We start from the raw sequence: 21325 nt of genomic DNA, 5'->3' as shown, positions 1-21325 counted from the left end.
TAGCTAAAATGGTTTATTCATGCATTGTTATGAACTGAGTTTGTGGATATTCTCAAAATAAAAAACTAGTACTGGAAAAAACATGCCCACAAAAGAACTGCCGTTTGAGATCCGTCCTTATCAGCCAAGTGATTTGAACGCCTTGTATGAAATTTGCTTATTAACAGCCGATGGCGGTAAAGACGCTTCCCATCTATTTGCAGACAAAAAGCTGGTAGGTCATTTCTACGCTGCCCCTTATGGGGTGTTTGAACCTGACGTTTGTTTCATCGTAACCCATAATGAAAAGCCCTGTGGCTTTGTCGTCGGTACGCGTTGTTCACAAAGATTTGCACAGCGTTGTGAAAATGAATGGTTTCCTCAACTGAGGGCACAATTTCCGCTACTTAACTCGGCTCCAGTCAGTTTGAACGACAAGTTAATATCTTATCTTCATCAAGGCTATCAACCGCGACCAGAATATCGTGACTATCCGGCCCATCTTCACATTAACTTACTGCCAGAAACTCAAGGACACGGTATTGGTCGTAAACTGATGGAAACCTTTATCGAGAATCTGAAACAGCTAAACGTGTCAGGTTTGCATCTTGAAGTGTCGGCATCGAATCAAACTGCGATCCGTTTTTATGAGAAAATGGGCTTTAGCCAAATCGCTCAGTTTGAGCATTCGTTTGGTTATGGCATCAAGTTTTGACTTATTGAGCTTGTTGTAAAAAAATGCTGCCCTTCAAGACTCACCACTGGGCAGTTTAGTGCTTAGTAATACTATCCAAAAAAGCGCTTTCATTTCTTTCCCTTAAAAGCTTACTATCTTTTTGATACCAAAAGCTTAGTTATCAGTTTAAGTAATGCCAAAGCGGCTGCTTAAAAGTTAGATGAAGGTCGAGAAGATCTTGCTTTTAGTCGCGTCAGGTGAATTTTTCCATAGGGGACAGTACGCTAAAACGCTTTATCTCCGGCGTTCAAGTTATGAAATAGCGAGTCAATTTGCTTCACTAATTTAACCACGGCCACATAAACAGGTTCTACATGTACATCGCCAACGTTCAGATAGTGTACCCTGTCAGCAAACGCGGCAAAGTTTTCGTTGAGCATGGGCAAATGCTCAGTGCGATCAAGCGCAATAATATGATCATATTCGACGAAGTCTTGGGGTAATACGCTGATTGGTTTGCGGTTTTGGCTATGGCATGTAACTGCGATAGCCTTAAGTATCTCAACCACTTCGTGTGCAATATTGCCAACGTTGCCATTGCCTTCTAGTGACTGTGAAATACCACGCGAATCAGCGTGGTAGTCTAGATTAGCCTCCTGACAAAGATGGTTAAAATATTCTTCAGCCATGCGGCTACGATAATAGTTGCCAGTACATAGAAACAAAACTTTTTTCATTACTTCCCCAGTTAGGTAATAAATGTAACGTTGCTAGTACCCAATCATAGCGTGTTACTTACTAAGTTATATCGTTTTTTTACTGCGTTTTTGTTGGTACATGCGCTGGTCTGCTAGGGCCAAGCATTGTGATTGGTTCGCACTTTCCAAAGAGCTTGCAATACCGTAACTGATACCGCTAGTGGGCCACTTTTCGTGTAAGCGTACTTGGCAGTCTGTGATCATCTGCTTAATGTTTTGTATCGTTGGTGTAAATTGATTGGCAGATTTTAGGCTAAATAAGCAGATAAACTCATCGCCGCCCGTGCGAAAAATGTCGCCTTCTCCCCTAAACGCCTCATTCATGAGTTGGGTACCAAATTGTAATAGCTCGTCACCTTTACCATGGCCCTGTTTGTCATTAATGGTTTTTACACCATCATAATCAATAAAACAGACAAGATAATGCTTGGGCAATTTTGCTAATGCTTCATTCAATGCGTGTCGATTACCCGCATGAGTAAGAGGGTCGATACGAGCTTGGCTGTAAGCGCGGCTGTAATCTTGTTTTTTATGCTGTAACCAAGTGGCTAATGACAGCAAAATACAAATACAATCGGCAGCGAGGGCTACTAATACCACCAGCTCGGCTTGACTTGCTGCTGGCAATAATGGGCTATGAGAAAGCATATAGTAGATTAAAGATGCGCCATACAAAATGTTACCAATGAGGTAATACTTTGCTCTGAAATCATTAAATATCATCATTTTAAAGCCGGTTAAAATGGCTAATGGTACCCAAAGCACAGCAATGATATGGGCGATGGCAAATGATATTGAGAAAGGAACAAAAGGAGTCACCACGCCAAAAAATATACAAGCCAGTGCCACATAATTAAATAATTTTGCCCATGACTTTCGGTGATAATTCATATTAAACAGAAGTTTAGTGAATTGACAGGCTGCCGCTATGGCAAATGGAAATAAAATCATACCAAGGTAAGTAGTATTAATAACCTGAATATTAAACAGATCATCAATCAGGCCAGAGGCGGCCGCCCAACCTAAACCATGTAAACCAATATAGCCGGAGCAGGCAAGAGTCACAGTTAAACGTGTTTTTATGTATAAGGCCAGTGCGATAATGGCTAACGCCAGCATGGTAGCAATAGAAAAAATCGTCAGTGCATTAGTCATAAACAGTTGCTGAAAAAAGTGCTGGCTGCTAATGATTTTGAGTGTAAGCGGCTTAGCATAATGGTCAGCTTTGATATACAGCCATAGTTCGCCACTTTCATTGGGGTTTAATGTGAGTTCAAATACTTGGGCATGCATTAGTTTTGGATTGTCGGTGTCATGGTGCTGCGAAAAATCCACTTGGTGCAGTGATGTTGTTTGGTCGGACTGCCAAAAGCCGAGCCCTATATCAACAAAATTGGCATTAATACGAAAAAAGCGGCTACTGGCGCGGTCCTCGCTGTTTGTCAATGTCAGGCGCGCTAGATAAGCGCCTGACTGATTTGTTAAGGAAGCGTTTAACGTATTTGCATGTGCAAATAATTGGCTTAAATCAGTTAACGACACAGGTACAGCATGGTTTTTTAGATCTATCGCCCGCCAAAGTTCAACATCGTCAATAACCACCGTTTCGTTGCCAGCAAGTGTGGCGGAGGGGGAGGCAAAGCCAGTGACCGGAATGCAAATGACGAACAATAACACAAGGCTGTATAGCGTGATCCGAGCAGCGGTCCACATGGAGCATGGGAAAAATGCCATTTCATCAAATATTTCAATTAAGTATGAATAAATCCTAGCACAGGCCTAAGACATTCACCTTGCGAGCCAAGCGTGATTAATGCGGCACTCAGCACATCTCGATAATTGTTTATGATTAATTATGATAAAACCGCTGTTACGTTGAGAAAAACCAAGTGTTTTATTAGATAGTTTGCTCGTATGTAAATTCACTAACGGCAGTCACCTTGAACATGGCTATTTTTAATGGCGCTGCGGACGCTTGAAAGCACTAAATTTTGGCATGATGACGTCAACGCGTTCGTTGGCATCAAAAAATCGATAGTGTCCGGTAATATATTCAACTGCGATTAAGGTATTTTTATCACCTAGTTGGTTGATTGTGGTGATTTGGAATAGCTTGGTTATTTGGTTAATGTCAGCATCAACCAAGGACGCTAACTCTGCCATCGATTGTTGTTTTAGCACTGTTATTGGTAGCGATGAGACAGATATTTGCGTGAAGTAGGCCAGCTCAGGTTCATCTTCTTGCATTAATACTGCTGATAAGCGCGCTGTCCCGATGGCGGGTATACTGCCAGGTAGCCCATAGGTATAAGGCATGCCTTGTACCCAAGTCCACTGTTCATTGGCAACAATGGATTGGCCGAACAAACCACATTCAATACGGGCAATGTTGTTTAGTGGTGCTGGCAGCACCAACATGCGCTCTTTTGTATCACTCGTGCAGTTTACCTTCTCATCCGCTGCCATTGCAGCTGCGGTAACAAATAACAGCATCAAGCAATAAATTTGAGTTTTCAAGTTGACCTCGATTGAATCTAATGTGGATTGATTTTTAGGCAGTTTTGTAATGGTGATTGTCAGGAATTAGTTTGGACAAGACTGACTCTGTAAAAATAGCTTAACAACACTGTTGATACGACTCTTTAACCATTGTGGTCCTTGATCTGACATATCATTATGTTTTGCTTTCGGGATAGTGATGACGCAGCTGCCATCGCGACTCATCTCCCGCTCAGAAGGCAGCACCCCTTTATCAGCAGGAAAATCACTAGCACGAATTGAAAGCACTTTAATTGAAGCTGAGCGTGGTAAAGGTACGCGTCGATGATCTAAAGTTATGATTGACTTAATATAAGGTTTTCCCTCATTACCGAGCCAAGCTGAAATATCTCCGCCATTAGAATGACCGATTAATAGCAAGTTATTAAAATCATAATGAGAAAAGCGCGGTTGCAGCTCGTTTCTGAGAAAGTTAAGGGTAGTTGCGCCACGGTGCCAATTTTCACTTCTGGTTGCAAAAAGATCCCCTGTGACCGATAGCGCAGGGTCGCCCGCGAGCTCATGGCCAATTGCGATAACCAAATAACCGAGTTCAATGAGTTGCTTGGTTAAAAACTGGTAATGAGTATGAGGTACACCATAGCCGGCACTGAGAAATGCAACGGAACACGGTTGTTGAGGCTGACAACTCGTTTTCTGGACAGGATATGATACCTCGATTGCAATAGACCGATTTCTAGACTGATCATAAATGATTTCAGCTTGCGCCGAACTAAGGCAACAATACATTAAGGCAATCAGCCCAAGTCTGCTTATCATTAGTTTTTCCTAAGGCTAAATTTCTTTATATTTTAAGTGGTTGCAGGGTGTTCTATGGTATACATAACTCAACTACCTGACAATCCTCAGCATCACTTAAATCATGGCTGACCAAGATCGCAGGGATCTGTGCGGCTTGAATATGGCTGAGTACAAATTGACGAAAACTCTGTCGTAAGGGTTTATCTAACTTTGCAAACGGTTCATCCAGTAATAGCAATTTTGGCTCAGCCAGTAAGGTGCGAAGCAAGCTAATGCGTGAACGCTGACCACCGGATAAGGTGGCCACATCACGGGTATTAAAACCTGCCATATCAGCAGCAATTAAAGCTTGGTTTATTTTTTCTCGACGTTGATCAGTACTGAGTCCTTGAGGCAGGGCAAAGGTTAAGTTTTGCGCTACATTCAAGTGAGGAAACAGTAAGTCTTCTTGAAACATCATCCCCACTTTACGGTTTGCTAAGTTTTGCCCAATCAGTGAGTTATTGTTTAAGCGTAAGTCGCCATGGCATCTAAAAATAGGCTCAATGGTGCCAGCGATGGCGCTTAGTAAGGTCGATTTGCCTGAGCCACTTGGCCCCATAATACACACTTGCTCTCCCCCCAGAACATTAAAGTTAAGGGGCGCAAACAAGACTTTGCCTTCCAGTGTGATTGAAAATTGTTCACAGCAAAAACGCATATTGTTTAATCCTTTATGACTGCTGGGGTCGTTGTTTATCACAATTGAAGCCAGCTGTTTAAATTCGCATGCCTTTGCGATGGCGGAAAATTATCCTCGGCAAAGCGAGGGCCGCAACAAACATTAGCAAGGGTAAACCTTGTAACAGCAGTGCATATACAGCGATTAAGCGCCTGTCAGCACCTGCGACCAATGCGACTAGCTCGGTGGCAAGGGTAGGGAAGCGTCCGCCGCCAATAAATAAAGTTGGCAGGTATAATGTCATGCTGACGGTAAAGCCTAAAGCGAGACTACTGAATAAAGCAGGGAGCAACATCATTAATTTTATTTGGAAAAAGCTGCGCCATGGGCTGCCACTCAATAGCATGGCTTGGTGCCAATAGCGTGAGTCAAAGCGGCGGTAATAAGGTGCTAATGACAAAAAACAATAAGGCAATACAAACATCAAATGGCCCCACAGTAACGGCAAATATTGCCCATCAAGGCCGGCAAAAACTAAGCTGACCTGAATACCAAATAGATAAGCAATATCAGGAATAAGCAAGGGCAAATAAAACAACGCCACATAACGCAGCGGATTAGCGCGGTGTTTGGCAATTTGTGCCTGACGTGTTTCTAATTCTAAAATAACCACCGAGAGCAGTAATGCAATAGCCGCACTGAGCAGAGCCAAACTTAAGCTATTGATCAAGGTAGGGCTAAATTGGTCTAAGGTCTGTTGCCAGTAACTCAAGCGCCATTGACTAGGGAGCGGGTCGGGAAAGCGCCATTGCTTGGTGATAGACCAAATAGCTAAAACAAATAAGCTACTGATAATTAAAATTAAATAGCTAACTGCTACGGCAGTGCCTAATTTATTGATATGGCTTAATAGGCCGCGGCGTTGACCATTAACTAACCAACCTTGCAGCCAAGGCCAAGCGATACGAGGCAGTACAAATAACACGGCGATTGAGGCTAAATTGAGGCCTAACAACCAAATGGCGCCTGCAGCGCCTTGCAGGCGCAGAGCAATATCAGCGTCATTAAACCAAGAGTAAACCAATACAGATAACGTTGGCGGAGTTGATGGGCCTAAGATCACGCTCACATCCACTGCGCTTAACGACCATGCCAGCACCGCGCAGATGGGTAAACGCAGTGGCGGTAATAGTTGCGGTAGCACCAATTTTAACCAAGCTATGCTGCTGTGATAGCCCATACTTTGTGCCAGCGTAATAGTTTGCTTAATCGGCACACTCTTGGCTGCCGACAGTAACATTAACAGTAGAAATGGGGTTTCTTTTAATACCATTAACAAGATCAGTGATACACCCCAAGGATCTTGTGTGGTTTGCCAATTTGGCGGGTAGTCAAAGCCGGTTAAAGCCGGAGACGTTAATCGTAATAACCAACCGGAAGGCGCAATAACAAAACTTAAGCCAACGGCCAATGCGGCGTGGGGGATTGCCAGCACTGGGCTTAAAGCGGCATTGATCCAACGCCAGCTGGGCCGCAAATAAAAGCAGGCAAATAAAAACAAAGCTAAACACAGCGAAATAAATGTACTGATCCAGCCGACTCGCAAAGTTAACCACGTCGCGCTAAAAGTAGTTGGATGATTAAACAGTGTTGAAAAAGCCGTGGTTGATAACTCGTTATGACCTAAGCTGGGGAGATAATTAAGTGCGGGTAATAGTGTACCGAAAAGCCCGATAGCTAGTGGCAACAAGAATAGGGCGATGAAACAAAAGGCCAGCAGCCAAAAAGACAAGCGGGAAAAGATAATGACGACCTTAGCCTGTAAAAAACAAAACGATTGCGCCTACATGAGTAGGCGCAAGGTAGGCTTATTGCGTTTTTACTGGCTCAATATCAAGCACATGCAGTAAACGCTCTGGCGTATCGGGCCAAACTACAGGAATTGCTTTGGGATTGTTAGCACTAAACCATCCTTTAAAGCTAACATCATCATATTGGAAGTTAAAGTTTGAACTAAACACTGGCATGGTAATTTGACGCTCACCGATGTAGTTCTCAATACGATGCATAATGTTTAGTTTTTCTTGCTCATCGGCAGTTTGGTTGAATGAATCAATCAACTTATCGAGATCTTTATCTATATAGTGATGGCCACCGAAACGCGCTTTATCCATTTGTTCAGAATGAAAAGCGGTGTAGTAATAACGATGCGGGTTTGCGCCGGCAAAGTAGTTGGTAAAAGCGGCATCAAAGTCGGCGTTTTTCACTAGTTCATTTAACACGCCAAATTCAGGTGTGCTGATCTTCGCGTTAATACCTATTTTGTTTAATCCCTCAATGCCAATCTCGACGGTTTGAATATGATCCGACCAACCTTTGGGCACTAAAATTTCAAACTCAATTTTGCTGCCATCGGGGTTTTCAACAAAGCCATCACCATCAATATCACGATACCCCGCAGTTGACAGTAAGATTTGTGCTCCAGCAATATCAAGTTTGTTGAATTTGCCATATTTACTTTTAACCGATGGGTCTGCCCAAGCCTTAAATTGATCGCCTAAACCTGACGGGTATTCATTGACAGACCAGTATCCTGCTCCTGCAACATTGACGATTTTCTCTCTGTCCATTGCCATCGAAAAAGCGCGGCGAAATTGAATGTCGTTAAAGGCTTTGCGGTTGTTCTCATGAGGAGTTTTAAAGTTCACCATAAATGAAGCAGAGCCTGCTGCTGGGAACCAATATTTAGTGCTGGCGTTTTTACTAAGAAGCACTTCTTCAATATTTGGAATAAACGATGAAGTCCAATCTAAACGTCCTTTAATTGCTGCAGCCAATAATTGTTTGTTATTTTGAATAATCGGGCTTTTTAAGCAATCAATCGCCAAATTATCATTGTCATAGTAATAAGGGTTGCGGCATTGGGTATATACCTGCCAAGAGAACACTTCTATGTTTGTAAATGGTCCAGTTCCAACTGGATTTTCATTTTTGAAAGTGGTTAAGTCGCCAGCTTTAGTGAAAATGTGTTTCGGCACGATAGGGGCGCGAACAATTTGCGTATCAATGCCGGTATTTACCTGGCTCAGTTTCACTTCTACTTTATAGTCAGATAGCTTATGTACGCTGAGGATATGGCTAGCTAAACCTTGTACGTCTGTTTTTCCACCTTTAGCTGCTAGATTGAGAGAATAAACAACATCGTCTGCGGTAAACGGCGTGCCGTCAGACCATTTTACGTCTTCGCGAAGGTCGAAATACAAAGACATCAGGTCATCTGAAAAATAGTGTTTTTTTGCTAACCGATAATGGGGGGTGCCCCCTTTCATTTCGTTAAATACCACCAACGGCTCGTAAATAAACTGCATGGTTGTTGGCAAGCGGTCGGTTGCTGCAAATGGATTAAAGTTACGTTGCCAAAGAGGACGAAACTCAGACACTATGGTCAGGGAAACTTGGTCAGACGCATTGACTGATGGCGCAGTTATAGAAAGACCTAACAAAAGTGCGGTGGATAGTTTAGTGATCTTCGCGAGCATTCGAATTCCTTTTTACCCTTAATCGGTGATACAACAAAATTCTCTGATTAGGAGAAATAATCGGTTTGAAACATTAAGCCATTAGCATGCAAATTATCTTTCATATAACCAAGCCAAAGGGCATTTTGGCTATAGTTGTTTAACAATTAACTGTATAAACATGAAAGGCCATCACATCTAAGCATTAGCTTAAACCTTATAAAGCACACAATTACATAATACTAGCTTAATCTATTGGCTTTTTCAGCCACTGAGATCAAACTCACTCGCCTTGGTAACTTCGTTACTGACTCGGTAATGCAATGTTATTGTCACGTTATAAGATTTGATCATCAAGCTAACTTCATTGATACCGCGTAGTTGCTGGCGAACTGTTAGTCTTACACCCTGACATAAGCGACAGATTACTAGTTTGATCCGTAATTGCAAAACAACCCAATAAATTTGCTTTGTAGGTCTAATTTTAGTGCAAAATGCGTAACTTGCGTGAGCAGTTAAGTATGAAAAATAGACTAATACGCGACTTTCCCTTTCATCTAAAAGTTGGGGTGATTGTAATCTGAGATAAAATCAGTATCGTAGCGCGGATTTATGTAAGTTTGGAAGCAACGATGATTCGATTCATTTTAGGCGGTGCCCGCAGTGGTAAAAGCCGCCATGGCGAACAGCTAGCATTACTCTCTCCATATCCTGTGTCGGTCGTGGCAACGGCACAAATATGGGATGATGAAATGCGCGAACGAATTACAAGGCATCAACAAACCCGCCCAGCCAATTGGCAAACACTTGAAGTGCCCCATAATCTTGGCGATGGGATAATGAAGTACAGCCAAGAGAACACTTGCCTATTGGTTGATTGTTTAACGCTGTGGGTGACGAACGAGCTTTTGCGTTATGACATAGAAAAAGAAAATGATCAGCTAACTGTCCACTGGCAGCAACAAAAACAACAGTTTTTGTTAGCGTTAAAGCAAGCGCCGGGTGACATCATTCTGGTCAGCAATGAAGTGGGCACAGGCATCGTACCTATGGGGGCAATCAACCGACGATTTGTTGATGAAACAGGTTGGCTACACCAAGCCATTGCAGAGATTGCCGACGAGGTTTATTGGGTGGTAACTGGCTTGCCGCAGCGAATTAAATAACCCAAGTTTTGGATAAGCAGAATAGTCTATTTCTACTCTTGTAATTAGCTTAAGCAAAACTGAGATTAAATAAATTTAAATCATATACATTAGTGCAACAGCACAATTATCCCTACAAATAAAATAAATGAAGGAAGTAACATGTCGACTCAAGATGAAAAAGCACAACGCCATAAAGAGCGCCAGCAACGTATAAAAGAAAAAGTAGACGCACGTATTGCTAACGCCACCGATGAAAAAGGGGTGTTAATGGTGATCACCGGTAATGGTAAGGGTAAGTCTACCGCAGGTTTCGGTACTGTCACTCGCGCGGTGGGTCATGGTTTGAAGGCGGCGGTCGTTCAGTTTATTAAAGGCACATGGGCTTGTGGTGAGCGCGATCTATTAGCGCAGCATGGCGTTGAATTTTTTGTCATGGGCACTGGTTTTACTTGGGAAACACAAGACAAAGAAAAAGACACGGCAGCGGCGCAACAAGCATGGGCTAAAGCTGAAAAACTTCTTCAAGATGAAAGCCTAGATTTCGTGTTACTTGATGAATTAACCTACATGGTTACTTATAAATACATTGAACTAGAGCAAGTGATCCAAGCACTGCAAAATCGTCCTGCGCACCAGCATGTCGTGGTCACGGGCCGCGCTTGTCATCGAGGTATTATCGATATTGCCGACACGGTCAGTGAAGTACAAAGTATCAAACACGCTTTTGAAGCGGGAATTAAGGCGCAGAAAGGCTTTGACTATTAATGATTAAAAGCTTTATTTCTCTCGTTAAGGCTAGCGCCTTAGCGGGGGTAGGGTTAATGCTAGTTACTGCTCATGTCGCAGCCGAGTCGCAGCAAGTTATTAAACAACCTGTTAAACGTATCATCACTTTATCCCCTCACTCAGCCGAAATGCTCTTTGCAATTGGTCAAGGCGATAAAATTGTCGGTACGACTCGATTCACTGATTATCCTGAAGCGGCCAAAAGCATTCCCGTGGTAGGTGGATATAATGGTTTGAATATTGAACAAATTATTCAACTTGAACCTGATGTGATCATCAGTTGGGGCAGCGGTAACTCAGTTCGAGAACTAAACCAATTGAGTAGTTTAGGCTTAACGCTGGTCGACAGTGATACCAAGACACTAGCAGGCATTGCCGATACCATTATCATGCTAGGTGAATTAACCGGCGCACAAGAAAAAGCCAAGCAAGTTGCGAACGATTACCTTAAACAGTTGCAACTAGCACAGGCAAAATATAGCGATGCGCCGAAAGTGACGGTGTTTTATCAGCTATGGCCTAATCCGCTTCGCACCGTAGCAAAAGGCAGCTGGGTGCAGCAATATATTGAAGTGTGTGGCGGTGAAAACCCTTTTTATGATAATCCTGCGCAATATCCAGTGATCAGCACCGAAAGTGTATTATCGGTAGCGCCACAAGCTATTGTCATGACCGATGAAGTGGGGCAAAAACAGACCATTAATTGGCAACAATGGCGCGGTATTCCTGCTGTGGCCAATGAGGCCATTTTTACTTTAAATGCCGATTGGCTGCACCGTGCGACGCCGCGCTCTATTTTAGGGGTTAATGCCCTCTGCGATGCTTTAGAACAAGTAAGGCAGCAAAAACTCAAACCTACATCAAGTTAGGCCTAAAGGAAAGCCTTGGGCTAGCGCTCAAGGTTAAACTTAAATACAATAAAAACAATTCTCATTACATATTGTTTTTCATGTCCCGTATCCTTATTGTTGACCCCGATGTCAAAGCTTGTACACGCAACAAAATACAACTCTCTCAGGCAGGCTATGAATGCCAAGTGATAGCGTGTCCCGAAAAAGCCCTTGCGTATCTTAGTAGTCAAATGGTTGACTTGGTCATCAGTGACATTAATTTACCCGCAGCGCAAGGACGTGCGTTTATTCAGCGAGCAAGGCAGCGTTTTGATATGCCCATCATCGGTTTGTTGGCGTGTTTTAGTGCAGAGCAACGAACGAAAGCTTATCGTCATGGTGTAGACATCTGCGTGACTAAATCGGACAACAGTAGTGAATTGTTGGCCTGTGTGTACGCCATGTTACGTCGTGTTAGCATCGAGCAGCAGCGTAAACCGTTAAAATCAGACGATATGCAATTTAATCAACGCTTGAAACGCCTTCCTTTGACTAACACAGAAATGGAGCTACTGAACTATTTATTTGCCCGAAAGGGAGATGCGGTTTCTAAAATAGAGCTGCAAGAAGGTGTGTTGCAGCGCGAATACAGCCCATTTGATCGCAACCTTGATGTGCACATAAGTAATATTCGTAAAAAAATGATTAAGACAGGGCTTAACATGGCATTGATCAAAACAGTGAGAGGAGTGGGTTACCGGTTTGAGCTGCCACAGTAGGCAAATGCAAAGATTGTAAATTAAATGCAAATGAAAATGGTTATCAGTTATATTCCCATTCCTTAAAGCGTTAGTCACCTCAGGTGGCTCCTAAATTAGTTACTTGCTGATGAAGAATTTCGGGGCAAGTAGCATAAGTTGTTTTCGGAGATAACGGAATATGTTTGCAAAAAGCCCGCTCAGTTTGATTATTGCGGCCATCTTAACCCCTTCTTTTGTTTTGGCTCAAACGACGAGTAACGACGATAATGCCATGGTCGTGGTTGGTCAACACTCAAGTTATAAAGTGGATACTAATTCAACGTCAATGCGTATGGAAACCACGCAGTTAGAAACGCCAGGACAAGTGAATGTAATTGATGAGCAAATTATCGATGAGCAACGGGCGAGTACGTTGGGTGATGTGTTAGAAAATGACGCCAGTATATCCGCTGGTGGTGATAGCCGTAACCGTGAACGATTTTCCTTACGTGGTTTTGAATTAAGCAGCAGTAGCAGCTTTTTACGTGATGGTAAGCAGCATTGGTCACACTATCGTCAGCCTATTGAATTACTTGAACGTATAGAAGTACTAAAAGGACCCTCTGGCTTATTGTATGGTAAATCGGCTCCGGGCGGCTTAGTTAACATGGTGTCAAAAAAGCCAACTCATGACACCTTGGTTAATTTTTCTCAAGACGTGGGGGCAAATAATGCTTTTCGCAGTGTGCTTGATGTCAGCGGCTCGTTAAACCAAGCGCAAACTTTGCGTGGCCGCACTGTGCTCGCTAAGCAAAGTTATGATAACTGGCGTCGCTATACCGATGGTAGCACCCCTTCAACAGAGCGTTTTGTTGGTGGGCTATTTTTGGACTATGACTTAAACGATAAAGTACTGCTGTCGATGCATTACGATCGCACCAATGATCATGGCAGTGTCGATTCTGGTGCCTACATTCAAGATGGCAAAGCCGTATTGGGCAACAAGCATATCTGGGATGCGCAGTGGTCTAAAATTGAAAACGATGTTGAAAACATTGGTTTTGACATCAATGCTGCGTTATCAGAAAACTGGAACCTCAGCGTGGCATATAACCATCAGGATTTTGAGCGTCGCGACGTTGAAAGCTTCTCAGACGCAAAGTCTTACGATCCGGCAACCGGGCAATTTAAATATCGTGGTTACGATCGCTGGGACAACTGGCGCTTTGACACGGCATACGTTGATTTAACGGGTCACGTAACAGCCATGGGAATGGACCACCAACTTCTAGTTGGCGCAAATTGGTTAAAGTATTACTACGTCAGACAAATACAACAAATTAAAGGCCTAACGGGGACTGTGGGTCAGCCTCTTGCTAAACCGGATGGTTTGAACTATCAAAATGGCAAAAAATCCGATGCAACCAAAACCGACTCATACGGTATTTATTTACAAGATTTAGCGACCATCAACCAATATTGGCAAGTGCTTGCGGGTGTGCGTTTTGATCGTGAAGAAACTAAAACCGACTCGTTTAGCAATATTTTGCCTAAAGCGGCGGTGATCTTACATCCCAATGTGAATAGCTCAATTTACTTCACCTACTCAGAAAGCTTTGAGCCAAAAAACCCGATTGATAACCCTCGTGATGTTAACAATGGCATGGAGCTCGACCCTATCAAAGGCAAGCTACTAGAGCTGGGAACCAAATGGGAATTATTGGATAACCGCTTGTACCTGTCGGGTGCTTTGTTTGATATCAGCCAAGAAAACATCCTGATTAGCCAAGATGCCCCTAATGGCCAAATAGAAACCACACAAGCGGGTGAACAAGTGCATCGAGGTATTGAGTTTGCCGCCACAGGTTACATCAGTAATGCACTGTCATTAAATGCATCGATGATGGCGTTAGACGCTGAAATTAAAGATAAATTTGATGCCAGCATTAATGGTAACCGCCCTACAGATGTACCTGAACTATCAGGTAGCTTGTGGGCTCGCTATTCGTTTGAGCAAGGAACAGACGTAAACCTTGGCGCAATTTATCAAGGCGCGCGATACGGCGATGAACAAAACACCTATAAGAAAGACGCTTACACCCGTTTTGACTTAGGCGTGTCTCATACCCTTAATTACGATGAAAACCTAGACGTGATAATGCGCGTTAATGTTGAGAACTTACTAGACACAGACTACCTGAAAGGTGGCGGTCAATCTGGTACGGCAGTCGGCGAAGGGCGCAACCTTAATGCATCTGTGATGATCCGCTACTAAGGCATACAACAATAGCAGGCAAGGCTCGCCTTTGCCTGCATTTCATTAGTGCACCGCTTTTGGTACTGAAAATACAATTATCATGTTGAAAAATAAAAGTGTTCAGTCTTGGGCACGGGTTTTACATATCTATATTTCGATGGCGTTATTAATGGTGGTGCTGTTTTTTGTGGTGACGGGTATCACATTAAATCGTGCAGCTTGGTTTGTTAGTGATACGCCCGCTGTGCGGTTGGTTGAATTCACTGTGCCAGCCGCTTTATTACGAAGTAACGATCAAGCAGACACGCCAAACCAATTGGCATTAGTTGAGTTTGTCAAAAGCCATGGCGGGCTATCGGGCCAAGTGTCGGGCTACGAGTTGTACCGCGATCGTGATGGCGATGAGCTAGTGGCGGGTGAAATTAGCTTTAGCTTCAAAGGACCGGGTTATAGCGCCTCGGTGTTTATCGATATGTTAACTGGTCAAGGAGAAGTGGAAGAGCAGCGTTTTGGCTTAATAGCAGTGCTAAACGATTTACACAAAGGTCGAAATAGCGGTGCAATTTGGCAGCTATTTATCGACATTAGTGCGTTATTAATGCTGGGTTTTGTCCTAACCGGTGTGTGTTTGTTAGTGCCAAAAAAGAAAAGCTTCATAGCTGGACTGAAATGGTGTGGTTGGGGCAGTTTAGCGACTTTTTTACTCTATTGGATCGCAGTTCCCTAATCGGAGTTGGTACAAGGATAGCAATGAATAATTTTACTTCACCTAATGGTATTAAACGTCAGCTTGGCGTCATCGCCTGTTTAGTTTTTGCGCTGGGCTGGCCCAGTGTTGGCTCTGCTACAACGGTGCCGGCAGCGGCTAAGTTAACCTTTGAGTTAGCCTTGCCTGACATTAAAACCAGTCAATATAACCGACCTTATGTGGCCGTTTGGATTGAAAATGCAGATCGCGAAGTGGTGCGCACGGTGACGTTGTGGCTCGGCAAAGACGAATGGCATAAAGATTTACGTAGCTGGTGGCGAAAAATTGGCCGTTACCAACAGCCGTGGATAGATGGCGTAACAGGCGCCACTAAACCCGCGGGCAGTTATAAATTTGACTGGTCATTAGTCGATGATCATGAGCAAAAAATTCCCGCAGGTGACTACACGGTTCATATTGAAGTCGTCCGTGAGCACGGCGGTCGCAACTACCTCAAGCAACCCATACATCTTGGCGAACAAGGGGTCGTCAAAGTGTTAGATCCTACTGCTGAAACAGGGCTTATCAGCCTGATTTATCAGCCCTAACCAAGCTTATCGTTGCTAGTTAATTTTAACGATTAAAGAAATAGGAACTTGTTATGATTTTTAAACAGAGTGTTAGCCAACTAGCCATCGCTAGTTTTGTTATTTCGGGGTTACTCGCCAGCGGTTTAGCTCAGGCGCATCCGCGCTGGATCTTGCCTTCTCACTTCAATGTCTCTAAATCGGACGGTGAGTGGATCACCTTTGATGTGACAGCCTCACATGGCACGTTTGTAATGGATAAACCTGCCAGTGCCGAGTCAGCCAGTATCATTTTGCCAACGGGCCAGGTGTTGCGCCCTGATCATGTGAGTCGTGGTAAACGCCGCTCGGTATTCGACTTTCATTTTGTTGAAACGGGTACCCATAAAGTAACGGTGAATAGTGAGCCTGTCTATTACACCCGTTACAAAGCCGGTAAGCGTGACACGGAGAAATGGCTACGCGCAGATAAAGTCAGTCGCTTGCAATTACTGCCGAGTAATGCACGAGATATCACTACCATGCTATCGGTCAGCCGAGTTGAAACCTACATTACTGTGGGCAAACCGACCACTGATGCCTTTAAGTTGCAAGGTCAGTATTTAGAGTTAAAACCCATTACGCATCCGGCGGACATTGTTGCGGGATCGCCCGTGACTTTTCAACTTTATTACCAAGGTCAACCAAAAAGCGGCGTAAAAGCCGAGATCACCCGAGATGGTACCTTATACCGTAATAGCCAAGAGCAAATTGAGGTGACCAGTGATGAGCAAGGTAAAGTGACTTTTACTCCAGTGAATGCAGGCCGCTACATCTTTAAAGCCAGCCATAAAGGCCCGCTGGAAGGCAACCCATTGGCAGACGAGTCGGGTGCAACGTTGCATTTAACTTTTGAAGCCGTTCTGCCTTAGTGAGAAGAGAAGATCATGTTATTTAGCAAAGGTGTTAAGCACCCCCAGATCAACTTGTCGGCTTTTGCTGTGGCTTTTACAGCATTATTTACCACACCTACTTGGGCGCATTTTCCGTTAATGGCTTGTTGGTATCAGCAGCAAGCCTTAATTTGTGAAGCGGGATACAGCGATGGTAGCGGCGCCGTGGACTATGACGTCAAGGTATACGACTACAGTGATAATGTGATTGCGATGGCGCGCACCGATGCGCAGTCACGGGTACAGCTGCCGCGACCGCAAGGGGATTTTTACGTGGTGTTTGATGCTGGCCATGAGATGCCCGTTGAACGTGATGGCAGTGAGATCAGTGAAAAATGAGTGTGCAGCAAGTTATTCATGCCGCTAATGGCGTGCGTGAAATGCGCTGGGTTGCTTTGGTCATTACGCTGCTAGTTGTAATTGGGGCTGGGCTGCTGCCTTTTCATCAAGCTCAGCAACAGGGCAGAGCATTAGCCAGCCATGAAGTTGATGTTAATCAGTTAGATCCTAACATCAACGCCATGGTGTCTGAGTTACGCTTGGCGGACATGGAAATTCAGCTACTTAAAGCTGCGTCAGCGTCTGGCTCCGCTGTGCACTGGCCGTCTATTGCGCAGCTTGAAGCCATGTGGCTAAGTCCTTTTGTCCGCGACAAAGGTTGGCTTGATAAAGGACAGCACCAATGGCAGCAAATTAGCCCTGGGGTTTATCAGGGGATCAGCCTGTCAGCACAAACATACCCACAATATTTACTGAATGTATCAGCCACGCCGTCACAAATATGGTTTCGTGGCAACATCGGCCATGGCCATGAAGAGGCCGATATTAAAGCTAAATCTGCGTCCTCTTACATTAATGTCGTAATTAATGACAACCTGCTTATCAAGCAAGGTTGGCAACAGGTTATGGGTCCCCGAGCCACAAAGTAACCTGTTATTTGGTCACAAGGAAATTACATGAAACAAATCTATTTATGTCTACTGTTTTGGTTTAGTTTGCTACTTCATTCAAATGGTGCAATAGCTAAAGACAAACCAACTATAGGTATTACCTTACAACCCTATTACAGCTATGTTAGCGCCATTGTTGGGGACACCGCTGAGGTATTGCCTCTCGTGGTTGCGGGCTTTAATCCCCACAACTATCAACCGCAGCCAGAAGATCTTGCCCGTGTGCAAAAAATGGATGTCATTGTGGTTAACGGTATCGGTCATGATGACTTTGCTCTCAAGGTGATAAAAGCCGCTCAGCGTAGTGATCTATTGGTGATCGATGCGAATGCCAGTGTGCCTTTATTATCTGCCAGAGGGCAAAGTGTGGGGCAGGGGGCGGTAAACCCACACACTTTTATGGGGCTAAGTGCCACCATGACGCAAGTTTATGAAATTGCTAACCAACTGGCGGCATTTTATCCAAGTAACGCCAGTTTGTATCGGCAAAATGCGCGTCATTATGGCCAACAGCTAAGAACCATGAAATACCAAGCCATGCAAGCGCTTGCGCAAGTTGATATGCAAACTATCAAGGTGGCAACCACTCATGATGCATACGGATATTTATTGCAAGAATTCGGTATTGACGCACCCGCAGTGATTGAGCCAGCTCATGGCGTGGCCCCAAGTGCCAGCCAGCTACAAGATACTATTAATCAAATTCGCAGCAGTGGCATAGATGTGCTGTTTTATGAACTCGACATGCCTAACCGATTTGTGACCACCATTGAGCAAGCGACAGGTGTAAAGCTGTTCCGCTTTTCCCACATGACCCATGGTGACTATGAGCCAGAAAAGGTAATGCTTGAGATGCAAAGTAACATTAATACCCTAATCGAAGCCATCCATTACGCCAATGCGTCTGCCCAAAAAGAGGCCGTTCAATAATGCAAATAAACGAACGGAACGCTAATTCAACTGAAAAATGTGCATTTCAGATATGATGAATATAAAAATCACTGGGCCACAAATTCAACTGCAAAATGTATGTTTAAGTTATGGCGAGCACGGCGCGCAAATATTAGGCCCGATCACCCATACTTTAGCTGCCGGTCAATGTCATGTGGTAATGGGACCAAATGGGGGAGGTAAAACGTCTTTATTGCGTTCAATGCTGGGCTTAACCCCATTCACTGGGCGCATTCATCTTGATTGGCCTAACGGCCGTGGCCGGGTTGCTTACGTGCCGCAAAAAGCCAGTTTTGAACCCAGTCTGCCGTTAACCGTGATGGACTTTATGTTACTTAACCAAAGTCAAATCCCACTATTTTGGCGCCGCAAAGCGAAAACCATCAAGCGGATAAAAGACCAGCTTGGTGTGCTGGGCATGGTTGAAAAAGCAGAGCGTAAAATGGGCCGTTTATCGGGCGGTGAGCAACAGCGGGTGTTATTCGCTCAAGCCTTATTGGATGCGCCGGATCTCATTATGCTGGATGAGCCCGCCAATGGCATGGATGAGCAAGGGATAAGCTTAATTGAATTTTTAATCAAAGAATTAGTCACCAAAGGTGCCACCGTTGTGGCGGTACATCACGACTTAAACGCAATCAAACGTATCGCTAATCAGGTGCATGTTATAAATAAAACCTTGCTAACCAGTGGTAGCGTAGACCAAGTGTTACCTAAAGCGCAGCCGACTAACTTTGTGAGCTTATGCCAGCTTAGTCAGCATCAGTCTAACCATCAAATAAGGGCGATGGCGTGATCCAAAGTATTCGAGATGGCGCGGCTTATGCGGCCGAGCAAGGTTGGTTAAGTGAAAGTTTTAGCTATGGTTTTTTGATTAATGCATTATTAGCAGCGCTTATTTTAGGGCCTATTTTAGGTGGTTTAGGCACATTAGTGATAGCTAAACGCTTGGCTTTTTTTTCTGAAGCGGTGGGCCATGGCGCATTAACCGGTATTGCCCTTGGGATTTTGTTAGGCGAGCCAGTGCAAAGTCCACTGATTGGACTGTTCACCTTCTGTATGGTCTTTGCTCTATTGCTGCACTTTGTCCGTAGCCGAACCCAAGTGCCTTATGACACCTTAGTAGGGGTGTTTTTGGCGTTGGCCTTGGCCGTTGGGGCGGCGATGTTGACCTTTGTTGCGCGTAAGGTAAACGTGCATATTTTAGAGAATGTGCTGTTTGGTTCGATTCTAACGGTGACGGATCAAGACCTATGGCTATTGTTGATCAGCTGTGTGGTGATTCTGGCTTGTTTACTGCCAACGTTTAACCGTATTTTGTTGAGTAGTATCAGCCCTGACATCGCTAAAATGCGAGGTGTGCCTGCTACATTTTTCGATTATCTATTTGTCATCATGATCACTTTAATCACTATTGCTGCGGTGAAAATGATTGGTGCCGTGCTGGTGGGCGCGTTGTTGTTGATTCCCGGTGCAACGGCTCGTTTATTTACGCCTAATATGAGCAGCTTTGTCCGTTGGTCTGCCGTGCTTGCGACCGTGAGTTGTTTATTGGGCACTTGGTTGCCAATGGAGCTGAAACTACCGGTGCCATCTGGTGCGGCCATCATTATGGTTTCAGCCACTTTTTTTCTGATTGCTTGTTTGTATCAAATTATTTTTAAGGAGCGCGGTAGTGCTGTCTAATCTTTATTTCGTCAAGTTGCCATGTGTTGCCATTATGCTGCTGAGCGTACTTGGTTTAGCCAAACCTGCGATGGCTGATAATGCAAACATAGTAACAACGACCCCAGTTACATTCATGTTAAGTCAGGCTCTCACCGTCAATACGCCATTACTGTCAGACTATCTGGCACCCGCGCGTTATGGTTTAACCCGTATGCCTAACTGGTTTAAACAGCATGGCATTAACATGGCTGCAAAGGCCAAATCTGTGCAAGTGGCCGTGACACTCGGTTCGGTATGGGCCAGCGACCCGCTTTATTTGGCGATGCGAGAGCATAATATCAGCATTATTGAAGTGGATGCCGCGCAAGCCCTGCGGCCAAACGGCAAAAGTGTGATGTTTCAGCGCACCGAGCAAGGCGTATCACCTTATGTCTGGCTAAATAGTGCTAATTTGGTTGCGATGACCCAAATAGTAAGCCATGATTTTCAGCAAATTTGGCCCGAACTCGCGCCAGTTATAGCGCAAAATGAAGCTAATTTACTAAATCAAATTAAAGCGTTACGTTTATCACAGCAAGCCTATGTCAAGCAGCAGCAACTTGACGCTGTCGTGCTACTGTCACCCGAGCTTGAAGACTTAGCCGCAGGGTTACAGCTATACGTGTTACATCGTCAATTTAAGCCTGCATTAGCCTGGACCGACGCTGATAAAATCGCATTTGCACAAGCCCTTAGTGAGCCTAATGTCATGATACTCTCAACGCAAACGCTTACGGATAAACATCCTTTACGCTCATTGGTGTTGCCACAACAATGGTGGCAAGTTGATGCCATAGATAGATTAGGTAAGCAAGGAATCACGCCCGAAGAGCCATTGCTACGTTGGCAGTTTTAAC

The 21325-nt window shown here is 44.3% G+C and carries 22 protein-coding genes; 15 read left to right on the top strand and 7 right to left on the bottom strand.

Annotated features, from left to right (window positions below; genetic code table 11):
• The first annotated feature begins 82 nt into the window (after positions 1 to 82).
• On the top strand, positions 83 to 694 hold the full coding sequence (locus Q4519_RS03060; protein ID WP_232802916.1) for a GNAT family N-acetyltransferase: 612 nt from the start codon (positions 83 to 85) through the stop codon (positions 692 to 694).
• Between the two features lie 245 nt (positions 695 to 939).
• Here the strand turns inward: Q4519_RS03060 and Q4519_RS03055 are convergent, their stop codons facing one another.
• From Q4519_RS03055 to Q4519_RS03025, 7 genes are all read right to left on the bottom strand, one after another.
• Positions 940 to 1392, bottom strand: coding sequence for a low molecular weight phosphatase family protein (locus tag Q4519_RS03055; protein ID WP_303509384.1), 453 nt, complete (start codon positions 1390 to 1392; stop codon positions 940 to 942).
• Positions 1393 to 1458: 66 nt separating this feature from the next.
• Entirely contained in the window at positions 1459 to 3147 is a 1689-nt protein-coding gene (locus tag Q4519_RS03050; protein ID WP_303509381.1) for a GGDEF domain-containing protein, read from the bottom strand.
• A 222-nt stretch (positions 3148 to 3369) separates the two neighbouring features.
• Positions 3370 to 3930 carry a hypothetical protein gene (locus Q4519_RS03045; RefSeq protein ID WP_232802914.1) on the bottom strand — a complete coding sequence of 187 codons (561 nt, stop codon included), beginning with the start codon at positions 3928 to 3930 and terminating at the stop codon, positions 3370 to 3372.
• A gap of 66 nt (positions 3931 to 3996) precedes the next feature.
• A complete protein-coding gene (locus tag Q4519_RS03040) occupies positions 3997 to 4731 on the bottom strand; it encodes an alpha/beta hydrolase (protein WP_303509375.1) in 735 nt (244 codons plus the stop codon).
• A gap of 52 nt (positions 4732 to 4783) precedes the next feature.
• Positions 4784 to 5413, bottom strand: coding sequence for an ATP-binding cassette domain-containing protein (locus tag Q4519_RS03035; RefSeq protein WP_303509372.1), 630 nt, complete (start codon positions 5411 to 5413; stop codon positions 4784 to 4786).
• Between the two features lie 58 nt (positions 5414 to 5471).
• Entirely contained in the window at positions 5472 to 7166 is a 1695-nt protein-coding gene (locus Q4519_RS03030; protein WP_303509370.1) for an ABC transporter permease, read from the bottom strand.
• 76 nt (positions 7167 to 7242) lie between these two features.
• Positions 7243 to 8913, bottom strand: coding sequence for an ABC transporter substrate-binding protein (locus tag Q4519_RS03025; protein WP_303509368.1), 1671 nt, complete (start codon positions 8911 to 8913; stop codon positions 7243 to 7245).
• Positions 8914 to 9524: 611 nt separating this feature from the next.
• Between Q4519_RS03025 and cobU the strand changes: the two genes are divergently transcribed.
• From cobU to Q4519_RS02955, 14 genes are all read left to right on the top strand, one after another.
• Positions 9525 to 10058: a bifunctional adenosylcobinamide kinase/adenosylcobinamide-phosphate guanylyltransferase gene (gene cobU / locus Q4519_RS03020; RefSeq protein WP_303509366.1), complete on the top strand. Its 534-nt coding sequence runs from the start codon at positions 9525 to 9527 to the stop codon at positions 10056 to 10058.
• 141 nt (positions 10059 to 10199) lie between these two features.
• Positions 10200 to 10805: a cob(I)yrinic acid a,c-diamide adenosyltransferase gene (gene cobO, locus Q4519_RS03015; protein WP_303509364.1), complete on the top strand. Its 606-nt coding sequence runs from the start codon at positions 10200 to 10202 to the stop codon at positions 10803 to 10805.
• Entirely contained in the window at positions 10805 to 11695 is an 891-nt protein-coding gene (locus tag Q4519_RS03010) for a cobalamin-binding protein (RefSeq protein WP_303509361.1), read from the top strand. Before cobO ends, Q4519_RS03010 begins: the two co-directional genes overlap by 1 nt.
• Before the next feature lie 80 nt (positions 11696 to 11775).
• Entirely contained in the window at positions 11776 to 12435 is a 660-nt protein-coding gene (locus Q4519_RS03005; protein ID WP_303509359.1) for a response regulator transcription factor, read from the top strand.
• Positions 12436 to 12595: 160 nt separating this feature from the next.
• Positions 12596 to 14671: a TonB-dependent siderophore receptor gene (locus Q4519_RS03000; protein ID WP_303509355.1), complete on the top strand. Its 2076-nt coding sequence runs from the start codon at positions 12596 to 12598 to the stop codon at positions 14669 to 14671.
• 82 nt (positions 14672 to 14753) lie between these two features.
• The gene (locus Q4519_RS02995; protein ID WP_303509353.1) at positions 14754 to 15380 is read left to right on the top strand and encodes a PepSY-associated TM helix domain-containing protein; all 627 of its coding nucleotides are present in this window, start codon (positions 14754 to 14756) and stop codon (positions 15378 to 15380) included.
• 23 nt (positions 15381 to 15403) lie between these two features.
• Entirely contained in the window at positions 15404 to 15949 is a 546-nt protein-coding gene (locus tag Q4519_RS02990) for a DUF2271 domain-containing protein (RefSeq protein ID WP_303509350.1), read from the top strand.
• Positions 15950 to 16002: 53 nt separating this feature from the next.
• Entirely contained in the window at positions 16003 to 16839 is an 837-nt protein-coding gene (locus Q4519_RS02985; protein ID WP_232802888.1) for a DUF4198 domain-containing protein, read from the top strand.
• Positions 16840 to 16854: 15 nt separating this feature from the next.
• Positions 16855 to 17199, top strand: coding sequence for a hypothetical protein (locus tag Q4519_RS02980; RefSeq protein ID WP_303509345.1), 345 nt, complete (start codon positions 16855 to 16857; stop codon positions 17197 to 17199).
• Complete coding sequence (locus tag Q4519_RS02975) at positions 17196 to 17789, top strand: hypothetical protein (RefSeq protein WP_303509343.1); 594 nt, start codon at positions 17196 to 17198, stop codon at positions 17787 to 17789. Before Q4519_RS02980 ends, Q4519_RS02975 begins: the two co-directional genes overlap by 4 nt.
• A 27-nt stretch (positions 17790 to 17816) precedes the next feature.
• Positions 17817 to 18740, top strand: a complete 924-nt coding sequence (locus Q4519_RS02970) for a metal ABC transporter solute-binding protein, Zn/Mn family (RefSeq protein WP_232802885.1) — start codon at positions 17817 to 17819, stop codon at positions 18738 to 18740.
• 52 nt (positions 18741 to 18792) lie between these two features.
• Positions 18793 to 19557: a metal ABC transporter ATP-binding protein gene (locus Q4519_RS02965; protein ID WP_303509337.1), complete on the top strand. Its 765-nt coding sequence runs from the start codon at positions 18793 to 18795 to the stop codon at positions 19555 to 19557.
• The gene (locus Q4519_RS02960; protein ID WP_303509334.1) at positions 19554 to 20447 is read left to right on the top strand and encodes a metal ABC transporter permease; all 894 of its coding nucleotides are present in this window, start codon (positions 19554 to 19556) and stop codon (positions 20445 to 20447) included. The genes Q4519_RS02965 and Q4519_RS02960 overlap by 4 nt, the downstream gene beginning before the upstream one ends.
• Positions 20437 to 21324 carry an ABC transporter substrate-binding protein gene (locus Q4519_RS02955; RefSeq protein ID WP_303509331.1) on the top strand — a complete coding sequence of 296 codons (888 nt, stop codon included), beginning with the start codon at positions 20437 to 20439 and terminating at the stop codon, positions 21322 to 21324. Before Q4519_RS02960 ends, Q4519_RS02955 begins: the two co-directional genes overlap by 11 nt.
• Position 21325 lies beyond the last annotated feature (1 nt).

It is taken from the genome of Motilimonas sp. 1_MG-2023 (assembly GCF_030547455.1).
Lineage (GTDB): Bacteria > Pseudomonadota > Gammaproteobacteria > Enterobacterales > CBDFNC01 > Motilimonas.
The sequence above is the reverse complement of the archived record's forward strand: the minus strand, read 5'-3'. Positions and strand labels throughout refer to the sequence as shown.

Excerpts from the sequence above, each read along its gene's own strand:
- Q4519_RS02965 (WP_303509337.1), top strand. The coding sequence starts at position 18,793 with ATGATGAATATAAAAATCACTGGGCCACAAATTCAACTGCAAAATGTA.
- Q4519_RS02985 (WP_232802888.1), top strand. The coding sequence starts at position 16,003 with ATGATTTTTAAACAGAGTGTTAGCCAACTAGCCATCGCTAGTTTTGTT.
- Q4519_RS02995 (WP_303509353.1), top strand. The coding sequence starts at position 14,754 with ATGTTGAAAAATAAAAGTGTTCAGTCTTGGGCACGGGTTTTACATATC.
- Q4519_RS02990 (WP_303509350.1), top strand. The coding sequence starts at position 15,404 with ATGAATAATTTTACTTCACCTAATGGTATTAAACGTCAGCTTGGCGTC.
- Q4519_RS03010 (WP_303509361.1), top strand. The coding sequence starts at position 10,805 with ATGATTAAAAGCTTTATTTCTCTCGTTAAGGCTAGCGCCTTAGCGGGG.
- Q4519_RS03005 (WP_303509359.1), top strand. The coding sequence starts at position 11,776 with ATGTCCCGTATCCTTATTGTTGACCCCGATGTCAAAGCTTGTACACGC.
- Q4519_RS03060 (WP_232802916.1), top strand. The coding sequence starts at position 83 with ATGCCCACAAAAGAACTGCCGTTTGAGATCCGTCCTTATCAGCCAAGT.
- Q4519_RS03025 (WP_303509368.1), bottom strand. The coding sequence starts at position 8,913 with ATGCTCGCGAAGATCACTAAACTATCCACCGCACTTTTGTTAGGTCTT.
- Q4519_RS03055 (WP_303509384.1), bottom strand. The coding sequence starts at position 1,392 with ATGAAAAAAGTTTTGTTTCTATGTACTGGCAACTATTATCGTAGCCGC.
- Q4519_RS02980 (WP_303509345.1), top strand. The coding sequence starts at position 16,855 with ATGTTATTTAGCAAAGGTGTTAAGCACCCCCAGATCAACTTGTCGGCT.
- cobU (WP_303509366.1), top strand. The coding sequence starts at position 9,525 with ATGATTCGATTCATTTTAGGCGGTGCCCGCAGTGGTAAAAGCCGCCAT.
- Q4519_RS03040 (WP_303509375.1), bottom strand. The coding sequence starts at position 4,731 with ATGATAAGCAGACTTGGGCTGATTGCCTTAATGTATTGTTGCCTTAGT.
- Q4519_RS03000 (WP_303509355.1), top strand. The coding sequence starts at position 12,596 with ATGTTTGCAAAAAGCCCGCTCAGTTTGATTATTGCGGCCATCTTAACC.
- Q4519_RS02970 (WP_232802885.1), top strand. The coding sequence starts at position 17,817 with ATGAAACAAATCTATTTATGTCTACTGTTTTGGTTTAGTTTGCTACTT.
- Q4519_RS02975 (WP_303509343.1), top strand. The coding sequence starts at position 17,196 with ATGAGTGTGCAGCAAGTTATTCATGCCGCTAATGGCGTGCGTGAAATG.
- Q4519_RS03035 (WP_303509372.1), bottom strand. The coding sequence starts at position 5,413 with ATGCGTTTTTGCTGTGAACAATTTTCAATCACACTGGAAGGCAAAGTC.
- Q4519_RS03050 (WP_303509381.1), bottom strand. The coding sequence starts at position 3,147 with ATGGCATTTTTCCCATGCTCCATGTGGACCGCTGCTCGGATCACGCTA.
- cobO (WP_303509364.1), top strand. The coding sequence starts at position 10,200 with ATGTCGACTCAAGATGAAAAAGCACAACGCCATAAAGAGCGCCAGCAA.